The organism is Streptomyces sp. NPDC001728, from assembly GCF_040297565.1.
Classification (GTDB): Bacteria; Actinomycetota; Actinomycetes; order Streptomycetales; family Streptomycetaceae; genus Streptomyces.
Genome location: NZ_JBEOZK010000004.1, coordinates 14,905 through 37,480, shown reverse-complemented (window position 1 = coordinate 37,480; position 22,576 = coordinate 14,905). Strand labels below are relative to the sequence as shown.

Annotated in this window: 17 protein-coding genes and 1 pseudogene; 8 read left to right on the top strand and 10 right to left on the bottom strand. The window is 73.3% G+C overall.

Annotated features, from left to right (window positions below):
• Positions 1 to 547: 547 nt before the first annotated feature.
• Positions 548 to 829: pseudogene (locus ABT154_RS33910) on the top strand (pentapeptide repeat-containing protein); the annotation flags it as partial.
• Positions 830 to 854: 25 nt separating this feature from the next.
• On the opposite strand, the gene ABT154_RS08025 reads toward ABT154_RS33910, so the two are convergent.
• Positions 855 to 2,801 (bottom strand): serine/threonine-protein kinase, encoded by a 1,947-nt coding sequence (locus ABT154_RS08025; protein WP_351854337.1) that lies wholly within the window; start codon positions 2,799 to 2,801, stop codon positions 855 to 857.
• A gap of 101 nt (positions 2,802 to 2,902) precedes the next feature.
• A complete protein-coding gene (locus ABT154_RS08020) occupies positions 2,903 to 3,679 on the bottom strand; it encodes a GNAT family N-acetyltransferase (protein ID WP_351854334.1) in 777 nt (258 codons plus the stop codon).
• Positions 3,680 to 4,076: 397 nt separating this feature from the next.
• On the opposite strand from ABT154_RS08020, the gene paaK reads away from it, so the two are divergent.
• Entirely contained in the window at positions 4,077 to 5,384 is a 1,308-nt protein-coding gene (paaK, locus tag ABT154_RS08015; protein ID WP_351854331.1) for a phenylacetate--CoA ligase PaaK, read from the top strand.
• A gap of 42 nt (positions 5,385 to 5,426) precedes the next feature.
• Here paaK and ABT154_RS08010 read toward each other — a convergent pair whose 3' ends face one another.
• Positions 5,427 to 6,650 (bottom strand): saccharopine dehydrogenase family protein, encoded by a 1,224-nt coding sequence (locus ABT154_RS08010; protein WP_351854328.1) that lies wholly within the window; start codon positions 6,648 to 6,650, stop codon positions 5,427 to 5,429.
• Positions 6,651 to 6,767: 117 nt separating this feature from the next.
• On the opposite strand from ABT154_RS08010, the gene ABT154_RS08005 reads away from it, so the two are divergent.
• Complete coding sequence (locus ABT154_RS08005; protein WP_351854325.1) at positions 6,768 to 7,490, top strand: TetR/AcrR family transcriptional regulator; 723 nt, start codon at positions 6,768 to 6,770, stop codon at positions 7,488 to 7,490.
• Between the two features lie 21 nt (positions 7,491 to 7,511).
• Here the strand turns inward: ABT154_RS08005 and ABT154_RS08000 are convergent, their stop codons facing one another.
• Positions 7,512 to 9,020 (bottom strand): fatty acyl-CoA synthetase, encoded by a 1,509-nt coding sequence (locus tag ABT154_RS08000; RefSeq protein ID WP_351854323.1) that lies wholly within the window; start codon positions 9,018 to 9,020, stop codon positions 7,512 to 7,514.
• 157 nt (positions 9,021 to 9,177) lie between these two features.
• Between ABT154_RS08000 and ABT154_RS07995 the strand changes: the two genes are divergently transcribed.
• Positions 9,178 to 11,583, top strand: a complete 2,406-nt coding sequence (locus ABT154_RS07995; RefSeq protein WP_351854320.1) for a penicillin acylase family protein — start codon at positions 9,178 to 9,180, stop codon at positions 11,581 to 11,583.
• A gap of 9 nt (positions 11,584 to 11,592) precedes the next feature.
• On the opposite strand, the gene ABT154_RS07990 is transcribed toward ABT154_RS07995, so the two are convergent.
• A complete protein-coding gene (locus ABT154_RS07990) occupies positions 11,593 to 12,690 on the bottom strand; it encodes a calcium:cation antiporter (protein ID WP_351854318.1) in 1,098 nt (365 codons plus the stop codon).
• A gap of 41 nt (positions 12,691 to 12,731) precedes the next feature.
• Positions 12,732 to 13,136, bottom strand: a complete 405-nt coding sequence (locus ABT154_RS07985; protein WP_351855071.1) for a MarR family winged helix-turn-helix transcriptional regulator — start codon at positions 13,134 to 13,136, stop codon at positions 12,732 to 12,734.
• Positions 13,137 to 13,394: 258 nt separating this feature from the next.
• Between ABT154_RS07985 and ABT154_RS07980 the strand changes: the two genes are divergently transcribed.
• Positions 13,395 to 14,237 (top strand): nitroreductase/quinone reductase family protein, encoded by an 843-nt coding sequence (locus ABT154_RS07980; protein ID WP_351854315.1) that lies wholly within the window; start codon positions 13,395 to 13,397, stop codon positions 14,235 to 14,237.
• Between the two features lie 30 nt (positions 14,238 to 14,267).
• Here the strand turns inward: ABT154_RS07980 and ABT154_RS07975 are convergent, their stop codons facing one another.
• Positions 14,268 to 15,839, bottom strand: coding sequence for an acyl-CoA synthetase (locus ABT154_RS07975; protein ID WP_317875794.1), 1,572 nt, complete (start codon positions 15,837 to 15,839; stop codon positions 14,268 to 14,270).
• Complete coding sequence (locus tag ABT154_RS07970; RefSeq protein ID WP_351854312.1) at positions 15,836 to 16,948, bottom strand: NAD(P)H-dependent flavin oxidoreductase; 1,113 nt, start codon at positions 16,946 to 16,948, stop codon at positions 15,836 to 15,838. Before ABT154_RS07970 ends, ABT154_RS07975 begins: the two co-directional genes overlap by 4 nt.
• A 162-nt stretch (positions 16,949 to 17,110) precedes the next feature.
• Between ABT154_RS07970 and ABT154_RS07965 the strand changes: the two genes are divergently transcribed.
• Positions 17,111 to 18,931: a serine hydrolase domain-containing protein gene (locus ABT154_RS07965; protein WP_351855069.1), complete on the top strand. Its 1,821-nt coding sequence runs from the start codon at positions 17,111 to 17,113 to the stop codon at positions 18,929 to 18,931.
• Positions 18,932 to 19,003: 72 nt separating this feature from the next.
• Here the strand turns inward: ABT154_RS07965 and ABT154_RS07960 are convergent, their stop codons facing one another.
• The gene (locus ABT154_RS07960) at positions 19,004 to 19,960 is read right to left on the bottom strand and encodes a helix-turn-helix transcriptional regulator (protein ID WP_351854309.1); all 957 of its coding nucleotides are present in this window, start codon (positions 19,958 to 19,960) and stop codon (positions 19,004 to 19,006) included.
• A 96-nt stretch (positions 19,961 to 20,056) separates the two neighbouring features.
• Here ABT154_RS07960 and ABT154_RS07955 point away from each other — a divergent pair, with 96 nt between their 5' ends.
• Positions 20,057 to 20,485 carry a hypothetical protein gene (locus ABT154_RS07955; RefSeq protein WP_351854306.1) on the top strand — a complete coding sequence of 143 codons (429 nt, stop codon included), beginning with the start codon at positions 20,057 to 20,059 and terminating at the stop codon, positions 20,483 to 20,485.
• Positions 20,482 to 21,594 (top strand): winged helix DNA-binding domain-containing protein, encoded by a 1,113-nt coding sequence (locus ABT154_RS07950; protein ID WP_351854304.1) that lies wholly within the window; start codon positions 20,482 to 20,484, stop codon positions 21,592 to 21,594. The genes ABT154_RS07955 and ABT154_RS07950 overlap by 4 nt, the downstream gene beginning before the upstream one ends.
• Here ABT154_RS07950 and ABT154_RS07945 read toward each other — a convergent pair.
• On the bottom strand, positions 21,564 to 22,493 hold the full coding sequence (locus ABT154_RS07945; RefSeq protein ID WP_351854302.1) for a LysR family transcriptional regulator: 930 nt from the start codon (positions 22,491 to 22,493) through the stop codon (positions 21,564 to 21,566). The genes ABT154_RS07950 and ABT154_RS07945 overlap by 31 nt on opposite strands.
• Between the last annotated feature and the right edge of the window lie 83 nt (positions 22,494 to 22,576).

Here is a 22,576-nt window from a genome sequence, read left to right as displayed (position 1 = left end):
GAACCGTTCCACCGTGCCCGATACCCGGGAAGCCGCGCTGCGCGGCGATTGCGCGAACTGCTTCGGCCTGTGCTGTGTGGCGCTGCCCTTCGCGAAGTCCGCCGACTTCGCCGTGAACAAGGCGCCCGGCGAACCCTGCCGGAACCTGCGGGACGACTTCCGCTGCGGCATCCACACCCGGCTGCGGACGAGCGGTTTCCAGGGCTGCACGGTGTACGACTGCTTCGGCGCCGGTCAGCAGGTCTCCCAGGTGACCTTCGGCGGGGTGTCCTGGCGCGAGGCCCCGGAGACCGCGGGCCGCATGTACGACGTGTTCCATGTGATGCGGCAGCTGCACGAGCTGCTGCGCTATCTGACCGAGGCGGTGGCCCGCCCGGCGGCCCGTCCGGTCCACGCCGAGCTGGGGACGGCGCTCGCCCGTGTCGAGGAGCTGACGGCGGGCTCGGCGGACGCGCTGGAGCAGCTGAGCGTGCCCGAGGTCCGCGCCGATGTGAACCGGCTGCTGCTGCGGACGAGCGAGCTGGTCCGCGCGACGGCCGGCGGGAGGCCGAAGAGCCGGCGCGGGGCGGATCTGGTCGGGAAGCGGCTGCGCGGGGCGAAGCTGCGGGGCACCGACCTGCGCGGGGCGCTGCTGATCGCCGCCGATCTGTCCGGGGCCGATCTGTCGCTCACGGACCTGATCGGCGCCGACCTGCGGGACGCCGACCTGTCGGGAGCGGACCTCAGCGGCGCGCTCTTCCTGACCCAGCCGCAGCTGAACGCGGCGCGCGGGAACGCCGAGACCCGCCTCCCGGAGGGTTTCGAGCGCCCCGCGCACTGGACGTCCTGACCGCCGCGGCGGCATCCCCGTACGGCTACGAGGAGGGCGCGGCGTTGCGCCAGACGGTCACGTCGAGCGTCAGATAGGTGCTGGGCGACTCCTCCGGGGAGATGCCCTTGACGGTGACGAGGCCCATGTGGCCGGTGCCGGTGGTGACGCAGAGCTGGCGGCCCTGGGAGAGCTTGTTGACGTAGACGTTCTGCGTGAAGCGGGTCTCCGCGCGGCAGACGGCGAGGGAGCCCCGCTGCCCCGGGTCGAGGAGCACCAGGTTGCCGCCGACGCTCTCGGCGTCGAGGTACCCGCCGGTGTCGTAGGACAGTTCGTACTCGCCGTCCTCGCCGTCCTGGGGCCGTACGACCTCGTCGCCGAGGGTCAGGTGGTAGCCGGCGGTGAGGTTGATGTTCCGGAAGTCGGCGGGCGTCGGTTCGGGCCGGGCCGAGGGCTTCTCGCTCGGGGCGCCGCCGGTGGTTCCGGTTCCGCCGGTGGTGCCGGAGGTGGTGGCTCCGCCCGTGCCGCTCGGCTTGTCGTTCTCCGACGCGGTCGGTTCCCCCTTGTCCTTCAGCAGGGCGTAGGCGGTCACGCCGCCGACGACGCCGAAGGCGAGTACGGCGGCCAGGGCGACGAGCAGGCCGCGCTTGGCGGAGCCGCGCGGGGCGCCGGGAGGCGTGGGCATCGGCCGGCCGGGGGCACCGGGGTGCTGGAAGTGCGCCGCGGGGACCGGGCCCTGCGTGGGCGCGTAGGCATGGGCCTGCGCGGGGTGGGGCTGTCCGGGGTACGGCTGTCCCGGGTGTCCCTGTCCCGGGTGTCCCTGTCCCGACTGCGGCCCGCCGGTGTGCGGCTGTCCCGCGGGCGGCGTCGGCGGGCCGTAGGGTCCCGGCCGGTGTCCGGCGGCGGGCGGTCCGTACGCGCCGGGCGGGGCGATCGGCGCGGCGACCGGCGGGGTCGGGCCCGAAGGGGCGGTCGGGGCGTAGGCCACGCCGGGGGCGACCGGCCCGGCCGGAGCGGTGGGCGGGTAGCCGGGCGCGGTCTGCGGGGGCGGCGGCGTCTGGAGGGGCGCGGGGGCCGCCGCGCGCGCCGTGATGTCGGCGGAGACGGCGCCGGGCAGCCAGTCCTCGGGCCTGCGGAGCACCGTCGCCGCGTTCGCCGCCTGGCAGAGCGCGATGACCTCGGGGATCGAGGGACGCGCCTCGGGGTCCTTGGAGAGGCACCGGGTGACCAGCTCGGTCAGCCGCTCGGGCACGGCGTTGAGGTCCGGCTCCTCGTGGACGATCCGGTACAGCACGCCGTGCGAGGTTCCCTCGCCGAACGCGGGGACGCCGGTCGACGCGTACGCCGCGACCTGGCCGAGGGCGAAGATGTCCGTCGCCGGGGTCACCTTGCGTCCTGCGGCCTGCTCGGGGGCCATGAAGGACGGGGTGCCGATGGTGACGCCGCTGCCGGTGAGCGAGGTGGCGTCGGCGGCGTGGGCGATGCCGAAGTCGATGACGCGGGGTCCGTCGGCGGCCAGGAGCACGTTGGACGGCTTGAGGTCACGGTGGACGATCCCGGCGCCGTGGATCACGTGCAGGGCCTCGGCCATGCCCGCGACGAGCAGCAGCACCGTCTCCACGGGCAGCGCCCCGTGAGTGACGACCGCGTCGGCGAGCGAGGGGCCCGGGACGTAGGCGGTGGCCAGCCAGGGCTGCGCGCCCTCGGGGTCGGCGTCGATCACGGGGGCCGTGAACAGCCCCTGCACGCGCTGCGCGGAGCGCACCTCCTGGGCGAACCGGCGGCGGAACTCCGCGTCCTCACCGAACTCGGGCCGGATCAGCTTGATCGCGACGGGCCGTCCGCCGGGCGTGTACGACAGGTACACCTTCCCCATGCCGCCGGCCCCGAGCCTGGCGGCCAGCCGGTACCCGGCGACCGTGGTGGGATCGTCCGCCGCGAGCGCCTGGAAGACCTCGCCCGCGCCGCCCCGATCCGACTGCTGACCGCTCATGAACCCGTGTCTCCCCACGCAGACCTCGATTACCGGACGGCACCCTACCGTTCCCGCGCGGCGGGCCGGCCCCACCGGCGAGGGCCCCGCGACCGGCCGTGCTATCCGCCGTACGTATAGGGGGTGGTGGTCGTGAGCGTCAGGAAGCCGAGGCGGTGGAGGATGGGCCGGCTCGTGTCGGCCGCGTCGACCTGGACGTAGCGGTGGCCGCGTTCGGCCGCGATGCGGGCGCGGTGGGAGACGAGGGCGCGGTAGAGGCCGCGGCCCCGCCAGCCCTCGACGGTGCCGCCGCCCCACAGCCCGGCGAAGTCGGTGCCGGGGCAGAGTTCGAGGCGGGCCGCGCTGACGGGTTCCCCGGCGGCGAGGGCGACGACGGCGGTGACGGTGTCAGGGTCGGCCGCGAGCCGATCCAGGAGCTGGCGTCCGATGTGGGCGCTGTCGGTGCCGAAGGCGCGCTCGTGGACCTCGACCACCTGGCGTACGCCGGACTCGTCGGTGACGGCGCGCAGTTCGACGCCCTCGGGCAGCGGGACGTCACCGGGCAGCGCGGCGGCCTCGGCGACCATCAGGGTCTCGGGGTCCTCCGCGGTGAATCCGGCGGCGAGGAGCCGGTCGCCGAGGTCGGCGGGGGTGTCGTGGGCGTACAGCTTCCACTCGAAGGACAGCCCGGCCGCCCGGTAGTGCTCGATCTGCTCGGCGACGGCGCGGTCCGCGTCGCCGTCGCCGAGGCCGGACCAGAGCACGCCGTTCCAGGCGTGCGCGGGTCCGGTCTGGCGGACGACGTCGCCGACGCGGTCGATCCGGCAGCCGGGGCCGTCGGGGCGGGCCTCGCGGCGCAGCTGACGGTCGTACAGGTCACGGAGGTGCTGGGGTTCCATGCGGGTCACTCCAGCACCGGGGGCGGTGGCCGGGCAACGGTATTACCGGGCCGCCGGAACCTCCGTATCCGCCTCCGCATCGGCGGGTGTCCGCCCCGCCCGGCCCGCGCCGGGAGCCGGACCCGGGTGTCGAGCATGAGAGGGGACACTGTCCCACTGACGTCGGGGGCGCTCCGGTCCTTCCCTCCGTGACCGGTGCGGACGGCCGTACCCGCCGGAAGGCATACAAAGGTGTGATGTCGGAGTGAATGCCGTGGTCCGCGCGCGTGGACCGGGCTCCGGACCGATATCCGGTGCACGACCCCTTGCCAACCCCCCGGTACCTCCGGTTTTACTGATCCCGAACGGACAACCGAATGATCGGTCGTCCGTTTTACGACCGTGGAGGAGTGGCGCGATGACGGAACTGCTGGACAGCGGCGAACGGCTCGGACGCGAGGAGCTGGCGGTCCTCCAGCTGGAGCGGCTGCGCGCCACCCTGCGGCACGCGTACGAGAACGTGGACTTCTACCGGCGGTCCTTCGACGCGGCCGGGGTGACCCCGGACGACTGCCGTACGCTCGCCGACCTGGCCCGCTTCCCCTTCACCGCGAAGGCGGACCTCCGCGACCAGTACCCGTTCGGGATGTTCGCCGTCGACCAGTCCGAGGTCCGGCGCATCCACGCCTCCAGCGGCACCACCGGACGGCCGACCGTCGTCGGCTACACCGAGGGCGACCTCGACATGTGGGCCGACATGGTGGCCCGGTCCCTGCGCGCCGCGGGCGCCCACCCCGGACACAAGGTCCACGTGGCGTACGGGTACGGCCTGTTCACCGGCGGACTCGGCGCGCACTACGGCGCGGAGCGCCTTGGCTGCACGGTGATCCCCGCCTCGGGCGGCATGACGGCCCGGCAGGTGCAGCTGATCCAGGACTTCCGGCCCGAGGTGATCATGGTGACGCCCTCGTACATGCTCACCCTCCTCGACGAGTTCGAGCGGCAGGGGGTGGACCCCCGGTCGACCTCCCTGAAGGTGGGCGTCTTCGGCGCCGAGCCGTGGACGGAGGCGATGCGGAAGGAGATCGAGGAGGCCTTCGCGATCGACGCGGTCGACATCTACGGCCTGTCGGAGGTGATCGGCCCCGGCGTGGCGCAGGAGTGCGTGGAGACCAAGGACGGTCTGCACATCTGGGAGGACCACTTCTACCCGGAGGTGGTGGACCCGTTCACCGGCGAGGTCCTGCCCGACGGCGAGGAGGGCGAGCTCGTCTTCACCTCCCTCACCAAGGAGGCCATGCCGATCGTCCGCTACCGGACCAGGGACCTCACCCGGCTGCTGCCGGGGACGGCGCGGGTGTTCCGGCGGATGGAGAAGGTCACCGGGCGGAGCGACGACATGATCATCCTGCGCGGGGTGAACCTCTTCCCGACCCAGATCGAGGAGATCGTGCTCCGCACGCCGGCGGTGGCCCCGCACTTCCAGCTGCGACTGACCCGCGAGGGCCGCCTCGACGCCCTGACGGTCCGCGCCGAGGCCCGCCCGGGGGCGACGGACGAGGACCGAGAGCAGGCGGCCCGGACGATCGCGGCGGCCGTCAAGGACGGCGTCGGGGTTTCGGTCGGCGTCGAGGTGGTCGACCCCGAGACCCTGGAACGCTCGGTGGGCAAGATCAAGCGCATCGTGGACCTGAGGGACCGCACCCCCGAGGGGGCGTCCGAGTAGGACGCGCACCCTCGGTCGCCCGCCCGAGGGGCGGTCGGGGGCTCAGCTCTCCTCGCGGAGCCCCCACGGGGAGCCGTACGCGCCGAGCAGGTCGAGGAACGGGCGGGGCGGCAGCGCCTCGGGGCCGAGGACGCCGCTCGCCTTCCACGTGCCGTCGGCGATCAGCTCCAGGGCGATCACCGGGTTGAGGGCGGTCTGCCAGACCACGGCCTGGGAACCGTACTCGCGCATGGTCCACTCGTTGTCGACCACGTGGTAAAGGTAGACCTCGCGCGCGGCGCCGTCCTTGGTGCCCTTGACCCAGGTGCCCGCGCAGGTCTTGCCCTTCATGCGGTCCCCCAGCGTGGCCGGGTCGGGCAGACAGGCGGCGACCACGTCGCGCGGGGAGACCTGGACCGGCCCGTCCGCGCCGGCGACGCTGACCTTCGCCGTCGAGTCGAGGCCCAGCTCACGGAGGGTCTTCAGCTTGGCGATGAAGTCGTCACCGAGCCCGTACTTGAACGTCACCCGGCCCGCGTCCACCCAGCGGGGCATCAGGAGGACCTCCTCGTGCTCGACGTTCACGCACTCCACCGGGCCGATGCCCTCGGGGAAGTCGAAGACCTCCGGCTCGCTGAACGGTGCCGTGGTGAACCAGCCGCGGTCCTTCTCGTAGACGACCGGCGGGTTGAGGCACTCCTCGATGGTCGTCCAGATGCTGAAGGAGGGCGCGAAGTCGTAGCCCTCGACGGTGAGGTTGGCGCCGTCGCGGACGCCGAGCTCCTCGATCTCGTCGAAGAGCTCGTCGGCGGCGTAGCGGGCGAACACGTCCGACATGCCCGGCTCGACGCCCATGCCGACCAGGGCCAGGCGCTCGGACTTCTCCCAGGCCTCGGCCCGGGCGAACTGCTCGTCGCCGAGCTTGACCCCGCACTGCTCGTAGGGCGCGGTCGGGTGCGGCACGGACAGTGACATCGCCATGTCGACATAGTGCGCGCCCGCGGCCAGCGCGGCGTTGAACAGCGCCATCACGAAGCGGGGGTCCGTCGCGTTCAGCAGCACGTCGCAGTTCTGCTCGGTGAGGAGGCGACGGACCGCCGCCTCGTCGGAGGCGTCCACGCGGTGGGCGCTGAACCGGCTCTCCTCCTCGCCGAGCGCGGCCACGGCGGACTCGGCGCGGGCGAGGTCGTAGTCGGCGACGACCATGTGGGTCAGGAAGTCGCGACGGGCCGCAATACGGGTGACGGCGGTTCCGACGCCGCCCGCACCCACGAGAAGTACACGCATGTCACACACCATTTCGTCGAGTCCGTCCCGGCGGAATGCCCGGGAACGCCTCGATGGAACACGACTCCGGCGGTTAAGGTCTACGGCGTTGGCATAAGGACCGGAGAGGGTGACGGGATGCCGAAGAAGGTGGTGCCGGAGACGGAGCGGCGCAGGCGCAGGCCGACCCGGCAGGGCACCGTCCTGTCGGAGCGGCTGATCGTGCGGACGGCGCTGCGGATGCTGCGCGAGCACGGGAGCGCCGGGCTGACCGCGCGCCGGCTCGGCGCCGCTCTCGGCGCCGACCCGAGCACCGTCTACCGGTACTTCGCCGGCCTGGACGGGCTGACCAGGGCCATCGGCGAGGAGCTGATGGGCCGGGCCCTGGACAGGTGGACGGCCACCGGGGCGTGGCGTGCGGACCTGCGCGCCCTGGGTCTCGCCATCCACGCCTCCTACCTCGCCCACCCCCAGGCCGCCCTGCTCACCGCCAGCCGCGTCACCGGCCGGCCCCGGGAGATCGAGGTGGACGAGACGATCCTCGGCATCCTGCGCGGGGCGGGCTTCGGCGACGCGGACGCGGTGGGCGTCTACCACGCGTTCATCGACCTGGCGCTGGCCTTCGCGGCCCTGGACGCGGGCGCGCTGGCCATCAAGGACGAGCTCAGGGAGGCGGACGAGGAGATGTGGACCTCCACGTACGCCCGGCTGCCCGCCGAGACCCATCCCCACATCGCCGCCACCGCACCGCTGCTGGCGGACCGGATGAACGACAGCGCCTATCCGGTCGTACTGGACACGCTGCTGGGCAGAGCGGAAGGACTCCTGGCCGCGGCGCGGAGGCCCGGGGGCACGCCGTGACGTGGGGGGACCGATGTGGTGTCAGGCGCCTGCCAGGCGATCGCGGAGTTCACGCTTGAGGATCTTGCCGCTCGCGTTGCGCGGGAGTTCCGTGGTGAAGTGGACGCGCTTCGGGGCCTTGAAGTGCGGCAGGTTCTCGCGCGCGTGGGCGAGGAGTTCCGCCTCGGTGACGTCTCCGCGCGGGACGACCACCGCCGTGACCGCCTCGATCCAGCGCTCGTCGGGGAGGCCGATCACGGCCACCTCGGCGACACCGGGGTGGGTGTAGAGCGCGTCCTCGACCTGACGTGAGGCGACCAGGACTCCCCCGGAGTTGATGACGTCCTTCACCCGGTCGACGATCGTGAGGTAGCCCTCGGCGTCGCGGACGGCGAGGTCGCCCGAGTGGAACCAGCCGTCCCTGAAGGCCGCCTTCGTCTCCTCGGGCTTGCGCCAGTAGCCGTCGCACAGCTGCGGTGAGCGGTACACGATCTCGCCGGCCGTGCCGTCGGGCACGTCCTCGCCGTCCTCGTCGACGACCCGGGCCTCGACGTGCCGGACCGGCCGGCCGCAGGAGTCCATCCGGCCCTCGTGCTCGTCGGGGCCGAGGACGGCGGCGAGCGGGCCGATCTCCGACTGGCCGAAGCAGTTGTAGAAGGCGAGTTCGGGCAGCCGGGCGCGCAGTCGTTCCAGAACGGGCACGGGCATGATCGAGGCCCCGTAGTAGGCCTTGCGGAGCGCGGACAGGTCGCGGTCCGCGAAGCCGGGGTGGTTGGCGAGGCCGATCCAGACGGTCGGCGGGGCGAAGACGCTGTCGGCTCGTCCGGCCTCGATCAGGTCGAAGAGGACGGCGGGGTCGGGTCCGTCGACGATGGTGTTCTCGGCGCCGACGGCGAGGTAGGGCAGCAGGAAGACATGCATCTGCGCCGAGTGGTAGAGCGGCAGCGCGTGCACGGGCCGGTCGTCCTCGCTCAGGTCGAGGGCCTCGATCGCGCTCGCGTACTCGTGGACGAGCGCCCGGTGGGTCATCATCGCGCCCTTGGGCAGGGCGGTGGTTCCCGAGGTGTAGAGCAGCTGGACGTACTCGCGGGCGTCGCGGTCGGTGTCGTACGTCTCCGGTGCGGCGAGCGCGTCGAGCAGCGAACCGGGCGCGTCGCGCAGCGCCTTGACCGGGAAACCCTCGGGGACCCGGTCCGCGAGGGCGGGGTCGGCGAGGACGAGCGAGGTGTCCGACTGCTCCAGGAGGTACGTGAGGTCGTCGCCGCTCAGATGGTGGTTGACCGGCACATGGATCAGACCCGCCCGCGCGCAGCCGAGGAACGCGATGAGGTAGGCGTCCGAGTTGTGCCCGTAGGTCGCGACCCGGGCCCCGTCCGCCAGGTCGAGGCCGTGGTGCGGCTCCCGCAGGACGGCGGCGGCGGTGGAGACGGCGGCGTCCAGCTCCGCGTACGTCCAGGTCCGGTCGCCGTACCGGACGGCGATCCGGTCGGGGACGCGCTGGGCGCTCATGCGCAGGACACCGTCGACGGCGCGGCTGAGGAGTCGATCCATGCGGTGATCCTCTGCGCGGACCGGGCGGGAGGTCAAGTAGCTTGCGGCGCGCCGCACATGCCCGGACCTCGGATACCGAACGGCATGTTGACAAGCGGGGTGCCCTGCTGCGTGCATGGTCCGACTCGCAGGAATCACCCTTCCGTTGGGAGGCACGTTGCACCTCCGCACCCGCCTGAAACACCTCGCGCTCGCCGGGGCCGCCCTCGCCGTGGTCACCGCCACGCTGCCCGGCGCCGCCGTCGCCGACTCCGGGGGCCGGGACCACCACCCGTCCGACCGGGGCCTTTCGGCCGTCATCCGGTACACCGAGTACGGCATCCCGCACATCGTGGCCAAGGACTACGCGAACCTCGGCTTCGGTACGGGCTGGGCCCAGGCCGCCGACCAGGTGTGCACGCTCGCGGACGGCTTCCTCACCGTGAACGGTGAGCGCTCCGGCGCCTTCGGCCCGGACGCCGCTCCCGACGGTTCGCTCTCCTCCGCCACCACGAACCTCTCCAGTGACCTGTACTTCCGCGGCGTCAGGGACGCCGGAACGGTCGAGGAGCTGCTGCGGACCCCGGCTCCCGCCGGGCCGAGCCGCGACCTCAAGGAACTCATGCGGGGCTGGGCGGCCGGCTACAACGCCTGGCTGCGGAAGAACCGGATCACAGACCCGGCCTGCGCGGGGGCCGACTGGGTCCGTCCGGTGACCGCGCTCGACGTGGCCCGGCGCGGCTTCGCCGTGTCGGTGCTCGGCGGTCAGGGCCGGGCCGTCGACGGCATCACCGCCGCCCGGCCGCCGGCGGCCTCCCCGGCCGCCGCGCGCGCGGGCGCGGCGACGCCGGAATTCCCCGACCCGGAACGGGCCGCCGAGGCCGCCCGCGCGCTGTTCGCGCCCGAGAACGCCACCATGGGTTCCAACGCCGTCGCGTTCTCCGGCGCCGCGACGGCGAACGGCCGCGGCCTCCTCCTGGGCAACCCGCACTACCCCTGGCAGGGCGGCCGCCGCTTCTGGCAGTCGCAGCAGACCATCCCGGGCGAGCTGAACGTCTCGGGTGCCTCGCTCCTCGGCACGGCCGTCGTCAGCATCGGCTTCAACGACAAGGTGGCCTGGAGCCACACCGTCGCCACCGGTGTCCCGCTCAACCTGCACCAGCTGACGCTCGCCCCGGGCGACCCGACCTCCTATCTGGTGGACGGCCGGCCGGAGCGGATGACGCCGCGCCAGGTGACAGTGGCGGTCAAGGGCGGCGCGCCCGTCTCCCTTACCCAGTGGTGGACCCGGTACGGTCCCGTCGTCGGCGGCCTCGGCGCCCAGCTCCCGCTGCCGTGGACGACGACCACGGCGTACGCGCTCAACGACCCCAACGCGGCCAATCTGCGCGGCTCCGACACCGCGCTCGGTTTCTCCAGGTCCCGGTCCACGCAGGACATCGCCGACACCCTGAAGCGCACCCAGGGACTCCCCTGGGTCAACACGATCGCGGCGGACTCGGCGGGCCACTCGCTCTTCTCGCAGGCGCAGGTGCTCCCCCGGATCACCGACGAACTCGCCGCACGCTGCTCCACCCCGCTCGGCCGGGCCACCTATCCGGCCTCGGGCGTCGCGGTGCTCGACGGCTCCCGGTCGGACTGCGCGCTGGGCTCCGATCCGGACGCGGTGCAGCCGGGCGTCTTCGGCCCGGCGAAGATGCCGGTGCTGCGGGACACCCCGTATGTGGAGAACTCCAACGACAGTGCCTGGCTGGCCAATGCCGACCGGCCGCTGACCGGCTACGAGCGGATCTTCGGGACGGTCGCGACCCCGCGTTCGCTGCGTACCCGGGGCGGTGTCGAGGACGTGTCGGCGATGGCGGCGCGCGGTGGTCTGACGGTGGCCGACCTCCAGCGCCAGCAGTTCGCCAACCGGGCACCGGCCGGTGACCTGGCGGCGGCGGACGTGGCACGGGCCTGCCCGGCGGCGCTGCCGGACGACACCGAGGCCTGCCGGGTGATCGAAGCCTGGGACCGTACGGTCAACACGGACAGCCGGGGGGCGCTGCTCTTCGACCGGTTCTGGCGGAAGTTCACGGCGGCGGTGCCGTCGGCGCAGCAGTGGCTGGTGCCGTTCTCGCCGGCCGACCCGGTCCGTACCCCGCACACCGTGAACACCGCGGCCCCTGGCTTCGCGAAGTCGCTCGCCGACGCGGTGGCGGAGCTGCGGGCCGCGGGCATCCCGCTGGACGCGCCCCTCGGCGCCCACCAGTTCGTCGTACGGAACGGGGAGCGGATCCCGGTCAGCGGCGGCACCGAGTCGCTGGGCATCTGGAACAAGGCCGAGCCCGTGTGGAACGCGGCGGGCGGCGGCTATGTGGAGGTCGCGCACGGCACCAGCCATGTGCAGGCGGTGGGCTGGGACGGCGGGCGCTGCCCGGTGGCCCGCACCGTGCTGTCGTACTCCCAGTCGTCGGACCCGGGGTCGCCGCACTACAGCGACCAGACCCGGCTGTACGGGGCCGAGCGCTGGGTGACCTCCCGGTTCTGCGAGAAGGACATCCTGCGCTCGCCGGCCCTGCGGGTGGTGGTCGTCAGGGGCTGACCGGGTCCGTCACGGGCTGAACGACAGGAAGATGAAGGCGGCGAAGATCGCGAGATGGACGCCGCCCTGGAGGAGGGTGGCCCGTCCGGGCACCACGGTCAGGGCGCTCACCACACCGGTGAGGACGAGCAGGACCATATGGAGCGGGCCGAGGCCCAGCACCAGGGGCCCGGAGAGCCAGATCGAGGCGAGCGCGATCGCCGGAATCGTCAGTCCGATGCTGGCGATCGCGGAGCCGTAGGCGAGGTTGAGGCTGGTCTGTACGCGGTCCCTGCGGGCCGCGCGGACGGCGGCGAGGGTCTCGGGCAGCAGCACCATCAGGGCGATGACGACACCGACGACCGCCTTGGGGAGGCCCGCCGACTCGACGCCGTCCTCGATGGTCGGCGAGATCAGCTTGGCGTTGCCGACGACGGCCAAGAGGGCGACGACGAGCAGGCCGAGGCTGGTCCAGGTGTCGCGCAGGGTCGGCGGGTCCGCGTGGTCGTCGGCGGCCTCGTGGCCGGGACGCGGGACCGGGAGGAAGTAGTCGCGGTGCCGAACCGTCTGGACGCCGACGAACACGCCGTACAGGCAGAGGGAGGCGACGGCGGCGAAGGCCAGCTGGGCGGGGGAGAACTCGGGGCCCTGGTGGCTGGTGGTGAAGGTCGGCAGCACCAGCGTCATGGTGGCCAGGGTGCAGACGGTGGCGAGCGCGCCGCCCGAGCCCTCGGCGTTGAAGACCGCGACGCGGTTGCGGAGCGCGCCGACGAGCAGGGACAGGCCGACGATGCCGTTGCAGGTGATCATCACGGCGGCGAAGACGGTGTCGCGGGCGTAGGTGGAGGTCTTCTCGCCGCCTCCGGCCATCAGTGCGACGATGAGTCCGACCTCGATGACGGTGACGGCCACGGCGAGGACGAGCGAGCCGAAGGGTTCGCCGACGCGGTGGGCGATGACCTCGGCGTGGTGGACCGCCGCGAGGACGGCGGCCATGAGGCAGAGCGCGATGAGCCCGACGGCGAAGCCGGGGAGGTCGCGCCCCCAGGCCGCCACGAGCGCAAGCGCCGCCACCACCGGCCCCCAGGTGGTCCACTGCCGTGTGATTGACGCCGCGCTCGAACTCATGATCCGCATCCTGCCACAAAGGGGCCTTTGACCCGTTTCGCTCAGTCGTCCTGGTCGGCGAGACCGTGCTCGTACGCGGCGAGGGTCTCGACGAACATCCTGCGTTCGGCGGGGCCGAGGGGGGCCAGTGCGGCGCGCCAGGCGCCGGCGCTGCGGCCCAGCCAGCCGTCGATCGCGGGGCGGTGCCCCTCGGCGATGGAGACGATCTTCCGCCGCCGGTCGGCGGGGTCCTCGGCCCGCTCCAGGACCCCCTTCTTGGCGAGGTCGCCGACCATCAGGCTCACGGTGGTCGGGGCGACCTCCAGCCGGGCCGCCAGCTCGTTGACGCCGAGCGGTCCGTCGAAGAGCAGGTAGGCGAGGAGGGAGAGATGGCGCGGCGCGAGGGTGAGGGACTGCAACTCGTCGGGGATCCGGATGCGCTTGACCCGTCCGACCATCCGGGGCATGAGCAGCAGCAGCGTACGGACGGCGTCGTCGACGCCGGGCCCGTCGGCGTCCGCCCCTTCGCCGACCGCTCCTTCGCCGACCGGCCCGTCGGCGTACGGCCCGCCCGCGTCCGGCCCGTCGGCGTACGGCCCGCCCGCGTCCGGCCCGTCGGCGCGCCGGTCCCCCTCGTGTGCGGTTGACACCCTGCACCCCTCAATTTAGCTTTGCTTTCAAAGCAAATAGATCTGTCGTGATCGATGCTATCGAAGGGCACCGTCATGTCCGATTTCAATCAGCGGGTCATCGAGGAGTTCCGTACCAACGGCGGCCGCGTCGGCGGGATGTTCGAAGGGGCCTCCCTCCTTCTCCTCACCACGACCGGCGCCCGCAGCGGACGGCCCCACACCAACCCCGCCGTCTTCGCACGGGAAGGGGCCCGGCTCCTGGTCTTCGCGTCGAACGCCGGCGGGCCGAGACACCCGGCCTGGTTCCACAACCTCCGCGCCGACGCGCACGTCACCGTCGAACTCGGCACCCCCGAAGGGACCGTCGAACGCTTCGCGGCGAGGGCCGAGGTCACGGAGGGCGAGGAACGGGACCGGCTGTACGCGGAGCAGTGCGACCGGGATCCGGCGTTCGCCGCCCACCAGGCCGGCACGGGCCGGCTCATCCCCGTCGTCGCCCTCCACCGGGTGGAGCTCACGGACCCGGCGCGGCACCGGGCCGTCGCTGCCCACCTGGTCAAGGTCCACGACGAGCTCCGCGCCGAACTCGCCACGCTCCGCGAGGGCCTGGGAACCGAGGCGCCCACGCTCGGGCGGCAGCTCGCCCGCCACTGCCTCACCTTCTGCGGCGCGCTCCACGCCCATCACCACAACGAGGACGGCGTCTTCGACCTCCTGGAGCGGCAGTTCCCGGACCTCGCCGACTCACTGGACCGGATGCGCCGGGAGCACCGGGTGGTCGCCCGCACGGTCGAGGAACTGGAGGCCCTGCTGACCTCCGGCACCGCCCCGGAGACCCTGCGCGCCGAGGTCGACCGCCTGGCGACGGCCCTGGAGGAGCACTTCGTCTACGAGGAGTCCCAGCTGCTCCCGGCCCTGGCACCGGAGCCGCGCTAGCGTCGGTGGCACGGCCGGGAGAAGGAGGGACTACAGCGGGCGCTCGTGGCCCTCCCAGTACGGGTCGCGCAGGCGTCGCTTGTACAGCTTGCCGTTCGGGTCGCGGGGCATCAGCGGGACGAAGTCGACCGACTTGGGGCGTTTGAAGCCGGCGAGGCGGTCCTCGCAGTGGGCCAGGATCTCGGCGGCGAGCGCGGGGCCGGGCTCGTACCCCTCGGCCGCCTCGACGACCGCCTTGACCTCCTCGCCCCAGTCGGCGTGCGGGATGCCGAAGGCGGCGGCGTCCGCGACCGACGGGTGGGCGAGCAGCGTGGCCTCGATCTCCGCCGGGTAGATGTTGACCCCACCGGAGATGATCATGTCGATCTTGCGGTCACGCAGGAAGAGATAGCCGTCCTCGTCGAGGACGCCGAGGTCCCCCACGGTGAAGAAGTCCCCGATGCGGTTCTTCGCCGTCTTGGCCTCGTCCTTGTGGTACTGGAAGCCACCGGTGTTCATCTTCAGGTAGACGGTGCCGAGTTCACCCGGCGGCAGCCGCACGCCGTCGTCGTCGAAGACCGCGAGTTCACTGATCGGCCAGGCCCGGCCGACCGTGCCCGGCTTCTTCAGCCACTCCTCGGCGGTGGCGAACGCGCCGCCACCCTCACTGGCCGCGTAGTACTCCTCGACGCACCGCCCCCACCAGTCGATCATCGCCCGCTTGACGTGCTCGGGGCAGGGCGCGGCGCCGTGGATGGCGTGGCGCATCGACGACACGTCGTACCGCTCCCGTACGTCCTCGGGGAGGGAGAGCAGCCGGTGGAACTGGGTGGGGACCATGTGGGTGTGGGTGCAGTCGTACCGGTCGATCAGCCGCAGCATCTCCTCGGGCGTCCACCGGTCCATCAGGACGAGCGGGTGCCCGATGTGCAGGGCGGCGGCGGCGAACTGGAGCACGGCCGTGTGGTAAAGCGGCGAGCAGACCAGATGGACGTTGCCGTCTCCCGGCCGGATGCCGAAGATGCCGAGGAATCCGCCGAGATGAGTCTCCTCCGGAAGCTTCCCCGGGAGCGGGCGGCGGATGCCCCGCGGCCGGCCGGTGGTGCCGGAGGTGTAGTTCATGACCCAGCCGAGGGTGCGGTCGGCGGGCGGTCCCGCGTCCTGGCCTTCGAGCAGTTCCGCGTACGGGCGGAAGCCGGCGATCGTACCGACGGCGTACCGCCGGCCGGCGGCGAGACCGGCCTCGTCGGCGGCGAGGGTCACCGCCTCGGCGAACCGCTCGTGGGCGAGCAGGACCTTGGCGCCGGAGTCGGCGACGATCCAGGCGATCTCGGGGCCGACGAAGTGGTGGTTGACGGGCACGAGGTAGAACCCGGCCTGGGTGGCGGCGAGGTGGGCGGTGAAGAACTCGGGGCCGTTGGGGAGGACGACGGCGAAGGCGTCGCCACGCTCGAGACCGGCGGCGCGCAGGCCGTGGACCAGCCGGTTCGCCTCGGCGTGCAGCCGTCCAGCGGTCCACTCCTCGCCGTCGGGTGCGACCAGGACCGTACGGCCGGGGTCCTCCGCGGCCTGCGCCCAGAATCCGCCGGGCGCCTGGCGCCCGGCCGTGGTTCCCGCGCTCATGACTCGCTCCGTCCGGCGATCCGGTTGATGCGGTCGACGGCCTTCTCGAAGCCCCGGGTCAGCTCGTCCACGACCTGCTGGACGCTGCGCTCGGAGTTCATCCGGCCGACGATCTGGCCGACCGGGGTGCCCAGGAGCGGTTCCACCTCGTGCCGCTGGATACGGGAGACGGCCTCGGCGACCAGGAGCCCCTGGAGCGGCATGGGCAGCGCGCCGGGGCCGGCCGGGTCGTCCCAGGCGTCCGTCCACTCGGTACGGAGCTGGCGGGCGGGCTTGCCCGTGAGGGCGCGGGAGCGGACCGTGTCGCCGGAACCGGCGGCGAGCAGCTTGGCGGTGAGGGCCCGGGAGTGCAGCTCGGCCTCGGTGGTGGTGAGCCAGATCGAACCCAGCCACACACCCTGCGCGCCGAGGGCGAGTCCGGCGGCGATCTGCTCACCGCTGCCGATGCCGCCGGCGGCGAGCACGGGCAGCGGGGACACGGCGTCGACGACCTCGGGGGTGAGGACCATGGAGGCGATCTCGCCGGTGTGGCCGCCGGCCTCGTACCCCTGGGCGACGACGACGTCGATGCCGGCCTCGGCGTGGTGGCGGGCGTGGCGGGCGCTGCCGGCCAGGGCGGCGACGAGGACGCCGTGGTCATGGGCGCGGGCGACGACGTCCGGCGGCGGTGAGCCGAGGGCGTTGGCGAGGAGTTTGATCGGGTAGTCGAAGGCCACGTCGAGCTGGTTGCGGGCGACCTGCTCCATCCAGCCGGTGATCCGCCAGCCGGAGGCCTCGCCCTCGGCGAGTTCGGGCACCCCGTGCTTGGCGAGGGTGGCCCGGACGAACGCCCGGTGCTCCTCGGGGATCATCGCCTCGATCTCGGCCTCGCCGACCCCTTCGACGGCCTTCTTGGCGGGCATCACGACGTCGAGGCCGTAGGGCAGGCCGTCGGTGTGCTCCTGCATCCAGTCGAGGTCGCGGGCGAGGTCGTCGGGGGCGGTGTAGCGGACCGCGCCCAGGACTCCGAACCCGCCGGCTCTGGTGAGTGCGGCGGCGACCGCGGGGAAGGGCGTGAAGCCGAAGATGGCGTGCTCGATCCCCAGTGTGCGACTCAGCTCCGTCTTCATGGGCGGCAGGATGCCGCAGTGACGCGCCGGAGGGAAGAGGTTTTCTGATGCATCGTCAGATTCTTTGCCGGACCGCCCTCGCCCGCCTGTCGCGGTTCCGGGGGCGCCGGGGGTGGGGGAGGGTGGAGGAAGTACACGGCGTGGGAGGTGGGTGCGGTGGCGATGGGGGCCGGGTCGGAGCTGGAGCCGGGGCCGGAGGCCGGGGGCGAGGCTCGGAGCGAGACCGGGGGCGAGGGCGAGGGCAGGGCCCGCAGCTCGGCCGGAGCCGGGTTCGGGGGCGACGCCCGGAGCGCGGCCGGAGCCGGGGGCGAGGCCAGGGCCGAGGCCGAGTCGCGGCGGACCACGCTCCGGTGGGGGTCCGCCCGTGAGGCCGGGCTGCTGACCGTTCCCCTCCGCCGGCTGGTCGCGGAGGCCGAGGCCTTCCTCCGCCCCTCCCCCGACCACCCCTGGTACGCGGGCGCCGTGCTGCTCGCCGGGCGCGGCGGAACCGTCGCCCTGCACCGGGCGATCGGCACGGCCGTGCGGTACGCGGCGTACGACGAGAGGACCGACACCGGCATCGAGCTGCCGCCGGAGCGGCGGATCCCGGTGACCGAGGACACCGTCTTCGACCTGGCCTCGGTCTCCAAGCTCTTCACCTCGATCCTCGCGGTGCAGCAGATCGAACACGGCGCTCTCGACCTGGAGGCGAGGGTCACCGCGTATCTGCCGGAGTTCGGCGGCGGCGGGAAGGGCGAGGTGACGGTCCGGCAGTTGCTCACCCACACCTCCGGGTTCCGGCCCGAGATCCCGCTGTACCGGGAACCGACACGGGAGGGGAAGCTGCGGCTGCTGTGGCAAGAGGCGCCGGTGCGCACGCCGGGTTCCGCGTACCTCTACTCGGACCTGAACATGATCTCGCTCCAGCTGATCCTGGAGGAGATCACCGGTCACGGTCTGGACACCCTGCTCCACGACGAGATCACCGCTCCGCTCGGGATGCACCGCACTCGGTTCGCTCCACCGCTCTCCTGGCGCCCCGAGATCGCCGCCACCGAGGACGCCCGACCGCCGTGGTCCGGGCTCGACCGGGGCATGGTGTGGGGCGAGGTCCACGACGAGAACGCCTACGCCCTGGGCGGGGTCGCCGGCCACGCCGGCGTCTTCTCCCGCGCCCGGGACCTCGCGGTCCTCGCCCGCACCCTGCTCAACGGCGGCGCGTACGGTCCCACCCGCATCCTCTCCCCCGCCTCGGTGGAGCTGATGTTCACCGACTTCAACACCGCCTTCCCCGGCGACGCGCACGGGCTCGGCTTCGAGCTCCAGCAGTACTGGTACATGGGCGCGATGGCCACGCCCAGGACGGCCGGGCACACCGGCTTCACCGGTACCGGCCTCGTCCTCGACGCGACGACCGACACGTTCCTGATCGTCCTGGGCAACTCCGCGCACCCGGTGCGCTCCTGGCGTTCCGGTTCCGCGCCCCGGGTCGCCGCCGCGAACCACCTGGCCAGGGCCGTCCCCGTACGGCCGCCCCGGGGCCGTAGCGCCTGGTTCTCCGGCATGACGCCCGGCGCCACCGGCACGCTCACCCTGCCCCCGGTGCCGGGCGCGGCGCGCGGGGAGTGCGCGCTCTGGTGGGACACGGTGCCGGGCGCGGACGCCGTCTTCCTGGAAGCCTCTCGCGACGGCGGAGGGACATGGGAGCCGTTGCCCTTCGTGACCGAACGCCCGGGAGGGGAGCCGGAACCGCACCCGTCGGGGGCGGTCGGCGGCTGGTCGGGGCGGGTCTGGCACCGGCTGACGGCCGAGGTGCCGACGCCGCTCGCCACCCCCGTACGGCTCCGCTGGCGGTTCACGACGTCCGGGCGGTACGTCGGCCGTGGGGTGTACGTGGCCGGGATGCGATTCCTGGACGCGGAGGGACGCCCGCTGTTCGACGAGGCCACCCCGGCGGACGGCGCCCGGGTCGAGGCGGTGGGCTGGATCCGCTCGGCGGACTGACCCGCATCGCCGGACGAGGGAGCGCGCCAGGAGGGGTGCCGGACGCCCTCCGCCGGTCAGGGCCGGGCGAGATCAGGCAGCCGCGCCCGCGCCCCGCACGAACCGGGCGCCCCACTCCCGTACATGCGCGGCGAACTCCGGCGACCCCAGCACCTCGAACTCCGCACCCAGGTTCCCCAGCGCCTGCGTCGGCCAGTCGAGGCTCGTCGACGTCATGGTGAGCCGACAGCTGTCCTGACCGAGCTCTTCGACCGTGCCCCAGTGGCCGACGACCTGCCGTACCCGCGAGGAGGGCGCGTGGACGAGGACGTCGACCGTGTACGGGGCCGGGGCGCCGCTCGCCGTCCGGACGAAGGCCACGGCGTCCTCGGCCGGGAGCGCGCGTGGCCGGAACCGCGCTCCGGTCGCCCTCGGACCGGTCAGCCGGTCGAGACGGAAGCTGCGCCAGCCGTGCCGGCCCAGGTCGTAGGCGACCAGGTACCAGCGTCCGCCGAGGGCGACGACGCGGTGCGGTTCGACCTCGCGCTCGGTGGATACGGCGCCCCGGGCCGCATAGCCGAACCGCAGCCGCTCCTCGTCGCGGCAGGCCTGGGCGACCGCGGTGAGCACCCCCGCGCCGACGACCGGCCCGGACGTGCCGGCGGAGACGGTCACGGCCCGCAGGGCGTCCACCCTGGTCCTCAGCCGGGGCGGCAGGACCCGCACCAGTTTGGTGAGCGCGCGCAGCGACGCCTCCTCCATCCCCGCGATCCCGCTCTGCGCCGCGTCGCCGACACCCACCGCGAGGGCGACCGCCTCCTCGTCGTCCAGCAGCAGGGGCGGCAGGACTGCGCCGGGCGCGAGCTGGTAGCCGCCGTCTGTGCCCCGTGCGGCACCGACGGGGTAGCCGAGCTCGCGAAGCCGCTCGACGTCGCGGCGCAGCGTCCGCTCGGAGACCCCGAGCCGGTCGGCCAGTTCCAGGCCCGACCAGTGCCGATGGGTCTGCAGCAGCGAGAGCAGTCTGAGCGTCCGTGAGCTGGTGTTCGCCATGCCGACATCCTCCCCCGACTTCCGGCCGGAAACTGACCGGAAGTCTCCCTAGGGTCGATCTCGACGGACGGACGCCACCGACGCAAGGACCGACACATGATCACCCGTGAGATCCAGCTGACCGACCGGATCACCGGCGCCCCCGCGCTCGAGAACTTCACCGTCGCGACGACCGAGGTGGACGGCGAGGTCCTGGTGCGCACCGACCGCGTCGGGCTCGCCGCGACCTACCTGGAGCCGATGCGGGCCGACTGCACCATTCCGGTCCCGGCCTGGCAGCCGGGGCAGCGGGTGGGGGTCGCGGCGATCGGGACCGTGGTGCGGTCCGACAGCCCCGACCTGGAGGCCGGGGACCTTGTCCAGTCGATGACGGGGTGGAGCGAGCACTTCGGCCGCTGGCTGGGCGAGGGCCGTCTCGTCTATCCGGAGACCGTGGTCGACGGTGGCATCGAGGACGTGCCACAGGCGTTCCTCTCCCTGCTGGGCGGTTCCTACCGGGGCAACGTATCGGTGCGGCTGTCGTGACCGCGCTCTCGCACCGGGCCCTGAACCGGGCACTGCTGAAACGCCAGTTCCTGTTGGGGCGCACCGATCGCACTCCCCTGGAGGTGATCGGGCGGCTGGTCGCCGTGCAGGCTCAGGAGCCCAACTGGCCGTACGTCGGGCTGTGGAGCAGGATCGACGGCTTCACGCCGTCCGGGCTCACCGTGCTGATCGAGGACCGGCGGGTGGTCCGCTCCGGTCTGCTCCGCAGTACCCAGCACCTCACGGCGTCCGAGGACTTCCGCCGGCTGCGGCCCCTGCTTCAGCCCGTGCTCGACCGTACGGCCGGCGCGCCGCACTTCACCCGGAACAGGGCGGCCCTGGACCCGGCGGTCCTGGTGGCCGAGGGGCTCGAACTGTTCGCGGGAGGGACTTTGTCGCGCGAGGAGCTGGCCCGGCGGCTCGCGGGGCGCCATCCGGGCCGCGACGGCCGGATCCTGGCCGGGGAGGTGGAGCTGCGCACGCCTCTCGTCCATGACGTGGCCACCGGCGACTGGGGCTCGTGGGGGAACCGGTCGGCGGTGTCGGTCACGCCCGCCGAGGTCTGGCCGGGACGGCCGATGGTCCCGCCGTCCGCCGCCGGGGGCGCGGCGGCGGCGCTGATCCGCCGCTATCTGGCCGCGTTCACCCCGGCCGGGGTGAAGGACGTCCAGGCCTGGTGCGGACTGACCCGGCTCGGTGAGGTCGTCGCGGGGATGGGCGCCGAACTGCGCCGGTACGCCGGTCCCGACGGCAGGGAGCTGATCGATCTGGCCGACGCCGAGCTGCCGGACCCCGAGACGCCCGCTCCCGTACGGCTGCTGCCCGCCTTCGACAACGTCCTGCTCGGCCACGCCGACCGGACCCGGATCATCGGTGACGAGGACCGGAGGAGGGTCATGCCCGGCCAGGCACGGGTGCTGCCCACCTTCCTGGTGGACGGCCGGGTGCACGGCACATGGTCCCTGGCCGCGGGAACGCTCCGGCTGACCCCGTTCCGCCCGCTCGGCGCGGCCGATCGGGCGGCCCTGGAGCAGGAGGCCGACGCGCTGCTGCCGTTCGTGGGAGGAAGGACAGTGGCCTACGGGGACACCGGCGGGACGACCGTCTGAGGGGCGGCGGCCGTGCGCAGTTCCGCGAGGAAGGGGCTGATCAGGGGGTGTTCCTCGGCCCCTCGCCGTACCGCCGCGAACACCCGCCGGGTGGGTGCCACCCCGTCCACCGGGCGGATCTCCACCTCGCTGAGGTCGGTCCCGCGCAGGGCCGAGCGCGGGACCAGGGCCACTCCGGCGGCTGCCGAGGCGAGGGCGACGACGGCGCGGAAGTCGTCGGAGACATGCGCGAAGCGAGGGGCGAAGCCCGCGTACTCGCAGGCCAGGACGGTGACGTCATGGCAGGGGTTGCCGGTGGACTGACCGATCCAGGTGTCCCTGGCGAGGTCGGCGAGCGCGACCCGCTCGTCCCCGGCGAGCGGGTGGCCGGGGGGCAGGACCACGTCGAACGGTTCGGCGTAGAGCGGGAGACGGGTGAGCCGGGCGTCGTCCTCGCCGGGGGCGCCCCGGTACTCGACGGCGACGGCCACGTCCACCTGTCGGTCCAGGACCATGAGCAGGCTCTCGTCGCCCTCGGCGTCCCGCACCCGGACCCGGATGCCGGGCGCGGTGCGGGCCAGGGCCCGCAGGGCGGGGGCCACCACGAGGCCGATGCCGGTGGCGAAGGCCGCGACCGTGACCGTACCGGCGTCGCCGGCGCTGTAGGCGGCGAGTTCGGACTCGGCGCGCTCCAGCTGGGCCAGGACCGCGTTGGCGTGGCTGAGCAGGATCTCGCCGGCCGGGGTGAGGCGTACGCCGCGCGCGCTGCGGTCGACGAGCCGGTGGCCGGTCTCCTGCTCCAGGGCGGCGAGCTGCTGGGAGACGGCGGAAGGGGTGAGGTAGAGCGCGGCGGCCGCCGCCGTGACCGTGCGGTGGTCGGCCACCGCGCGGAGGATGTGCAACCGCCGTGCTTCGATCATCCACCCATTTTCGCAGGCCGTGGGGCCTGCCTCGGCCGAGGCAGGCCCCACGCGCGCGCGTGCGCGCTGTCGCGTCGGTCGGA

Excerpts from the sequence above, each read along its gene's own strand:
- ABT154_RS07985 (WP_351855071.1), bottom strand. The coding sequence starts at position 13,136 with ATGCCCCGGATGGTCGGACGGGTCAAGCGCATCCGGATCCCCGACGAG.
- ABT154_RS07990 (WP_351854318.1), bottom strand. The coding sequence starts at position 12,690 with ATGAGTTCGAGCGCGGCGTCAATCACACGGCAGTGGACCACCTGGGGG.
- ABT154_RS07970 (WP_351854312.1), bottom strand. The coding sequence starts at position 16,948 with ATGAAGACGGAGCTGAGTCGCACACTGGGGATCGAGCACGCCATCTTC.
- ABT154_RS07955 (WP_351854306.1), top strand. The coding sequence starts at position 20,057 with ATGATCACCCGTGAGATCCAGCTGACCGACCGGATCACCGGCGCCCCC.
- paaK (WP_351854331.1), top strand. The coding sequence starts at position 4,077 with ATGACGGAACTGCTGGACAGCGGCGAACGGCTCGGACGCGAGGAGCTG.
- ABT154_RS08025 (WP_351854337.1), bottom strand. The coding sequence starts at position 2,801 with ATGAGCGGTCAGCAGTCGGATCGGGGCGGCGCGGGCGAGGTCTTCCAG.
- ABT154_RS08000 (WP_351854323.1), bottom strand. The coding sequence starts at position 9,020 with ATGGATCGACTCCTCAGCCGCGCCGTCGACGGTGTCCTGCGCATGAGC.
- ABT154_RS08020 (WP_351854334.1), bottom strand. The coding sequence starts at position 3,679 with ATGGAACCCCAGCACCTCCGTGACCTGTACGACCGTCAGCTGCGCCGC.
- ABT154_RS07975 (WP_317875794.1), bottom strand. The coding sequence starts at position 15,839 with ATGAGCGCGGGAACCACGGCCGGGCGCCAGGCGCCCGGCGGATTCTGG.
- ABT154_RS07980 (WP_351854315.1), top strand. The coding sequence starts at position 13,395 with ATGTCCGATTTCAATCAGCGGGTCATCGAGGAGTTCCGTACCAACGGC.
- ABT154_RS08005 (WP_351854325.1), top strand. The coding sequence starts at position 6,768 with ATGCCGAAGAAGGTGGTGCCGGAGACGGAGCGGCGCAGGCGCAGGCCG.
- ABT154_RS07960 (WP_351854309.1), bottom strand. The coding sequence starts at position 19,960 with ATGGCGAACACCAGCTCACGGACGCTCAGACTGCTCTCGCTGCTGCAG.
- ABT154_RS07965 (WP_351855069.1), top strand. The coding sequence starts at position 17,111 with ATGGGGGCCGGGTCGGAGCTGGAGCCGGGGCCGGAGGCCGGGGGCGAG.
- ABT154_RS07945 (WP_351854302.1), bottom strand. The coding sequence starts at position 22,493 with ATGATCGAAGCACGGCGGTTGCACATCCTCCGCGCGGTGGCCGACCAC.
- ABT154_RS08010 (WP_351854328.1), bottom strand. The coding sequence starts at position 6,650 with ATGCGTGTACTTCTCGTGGGTGCGGGCGGCGTCGGAACCGCCGTCACC.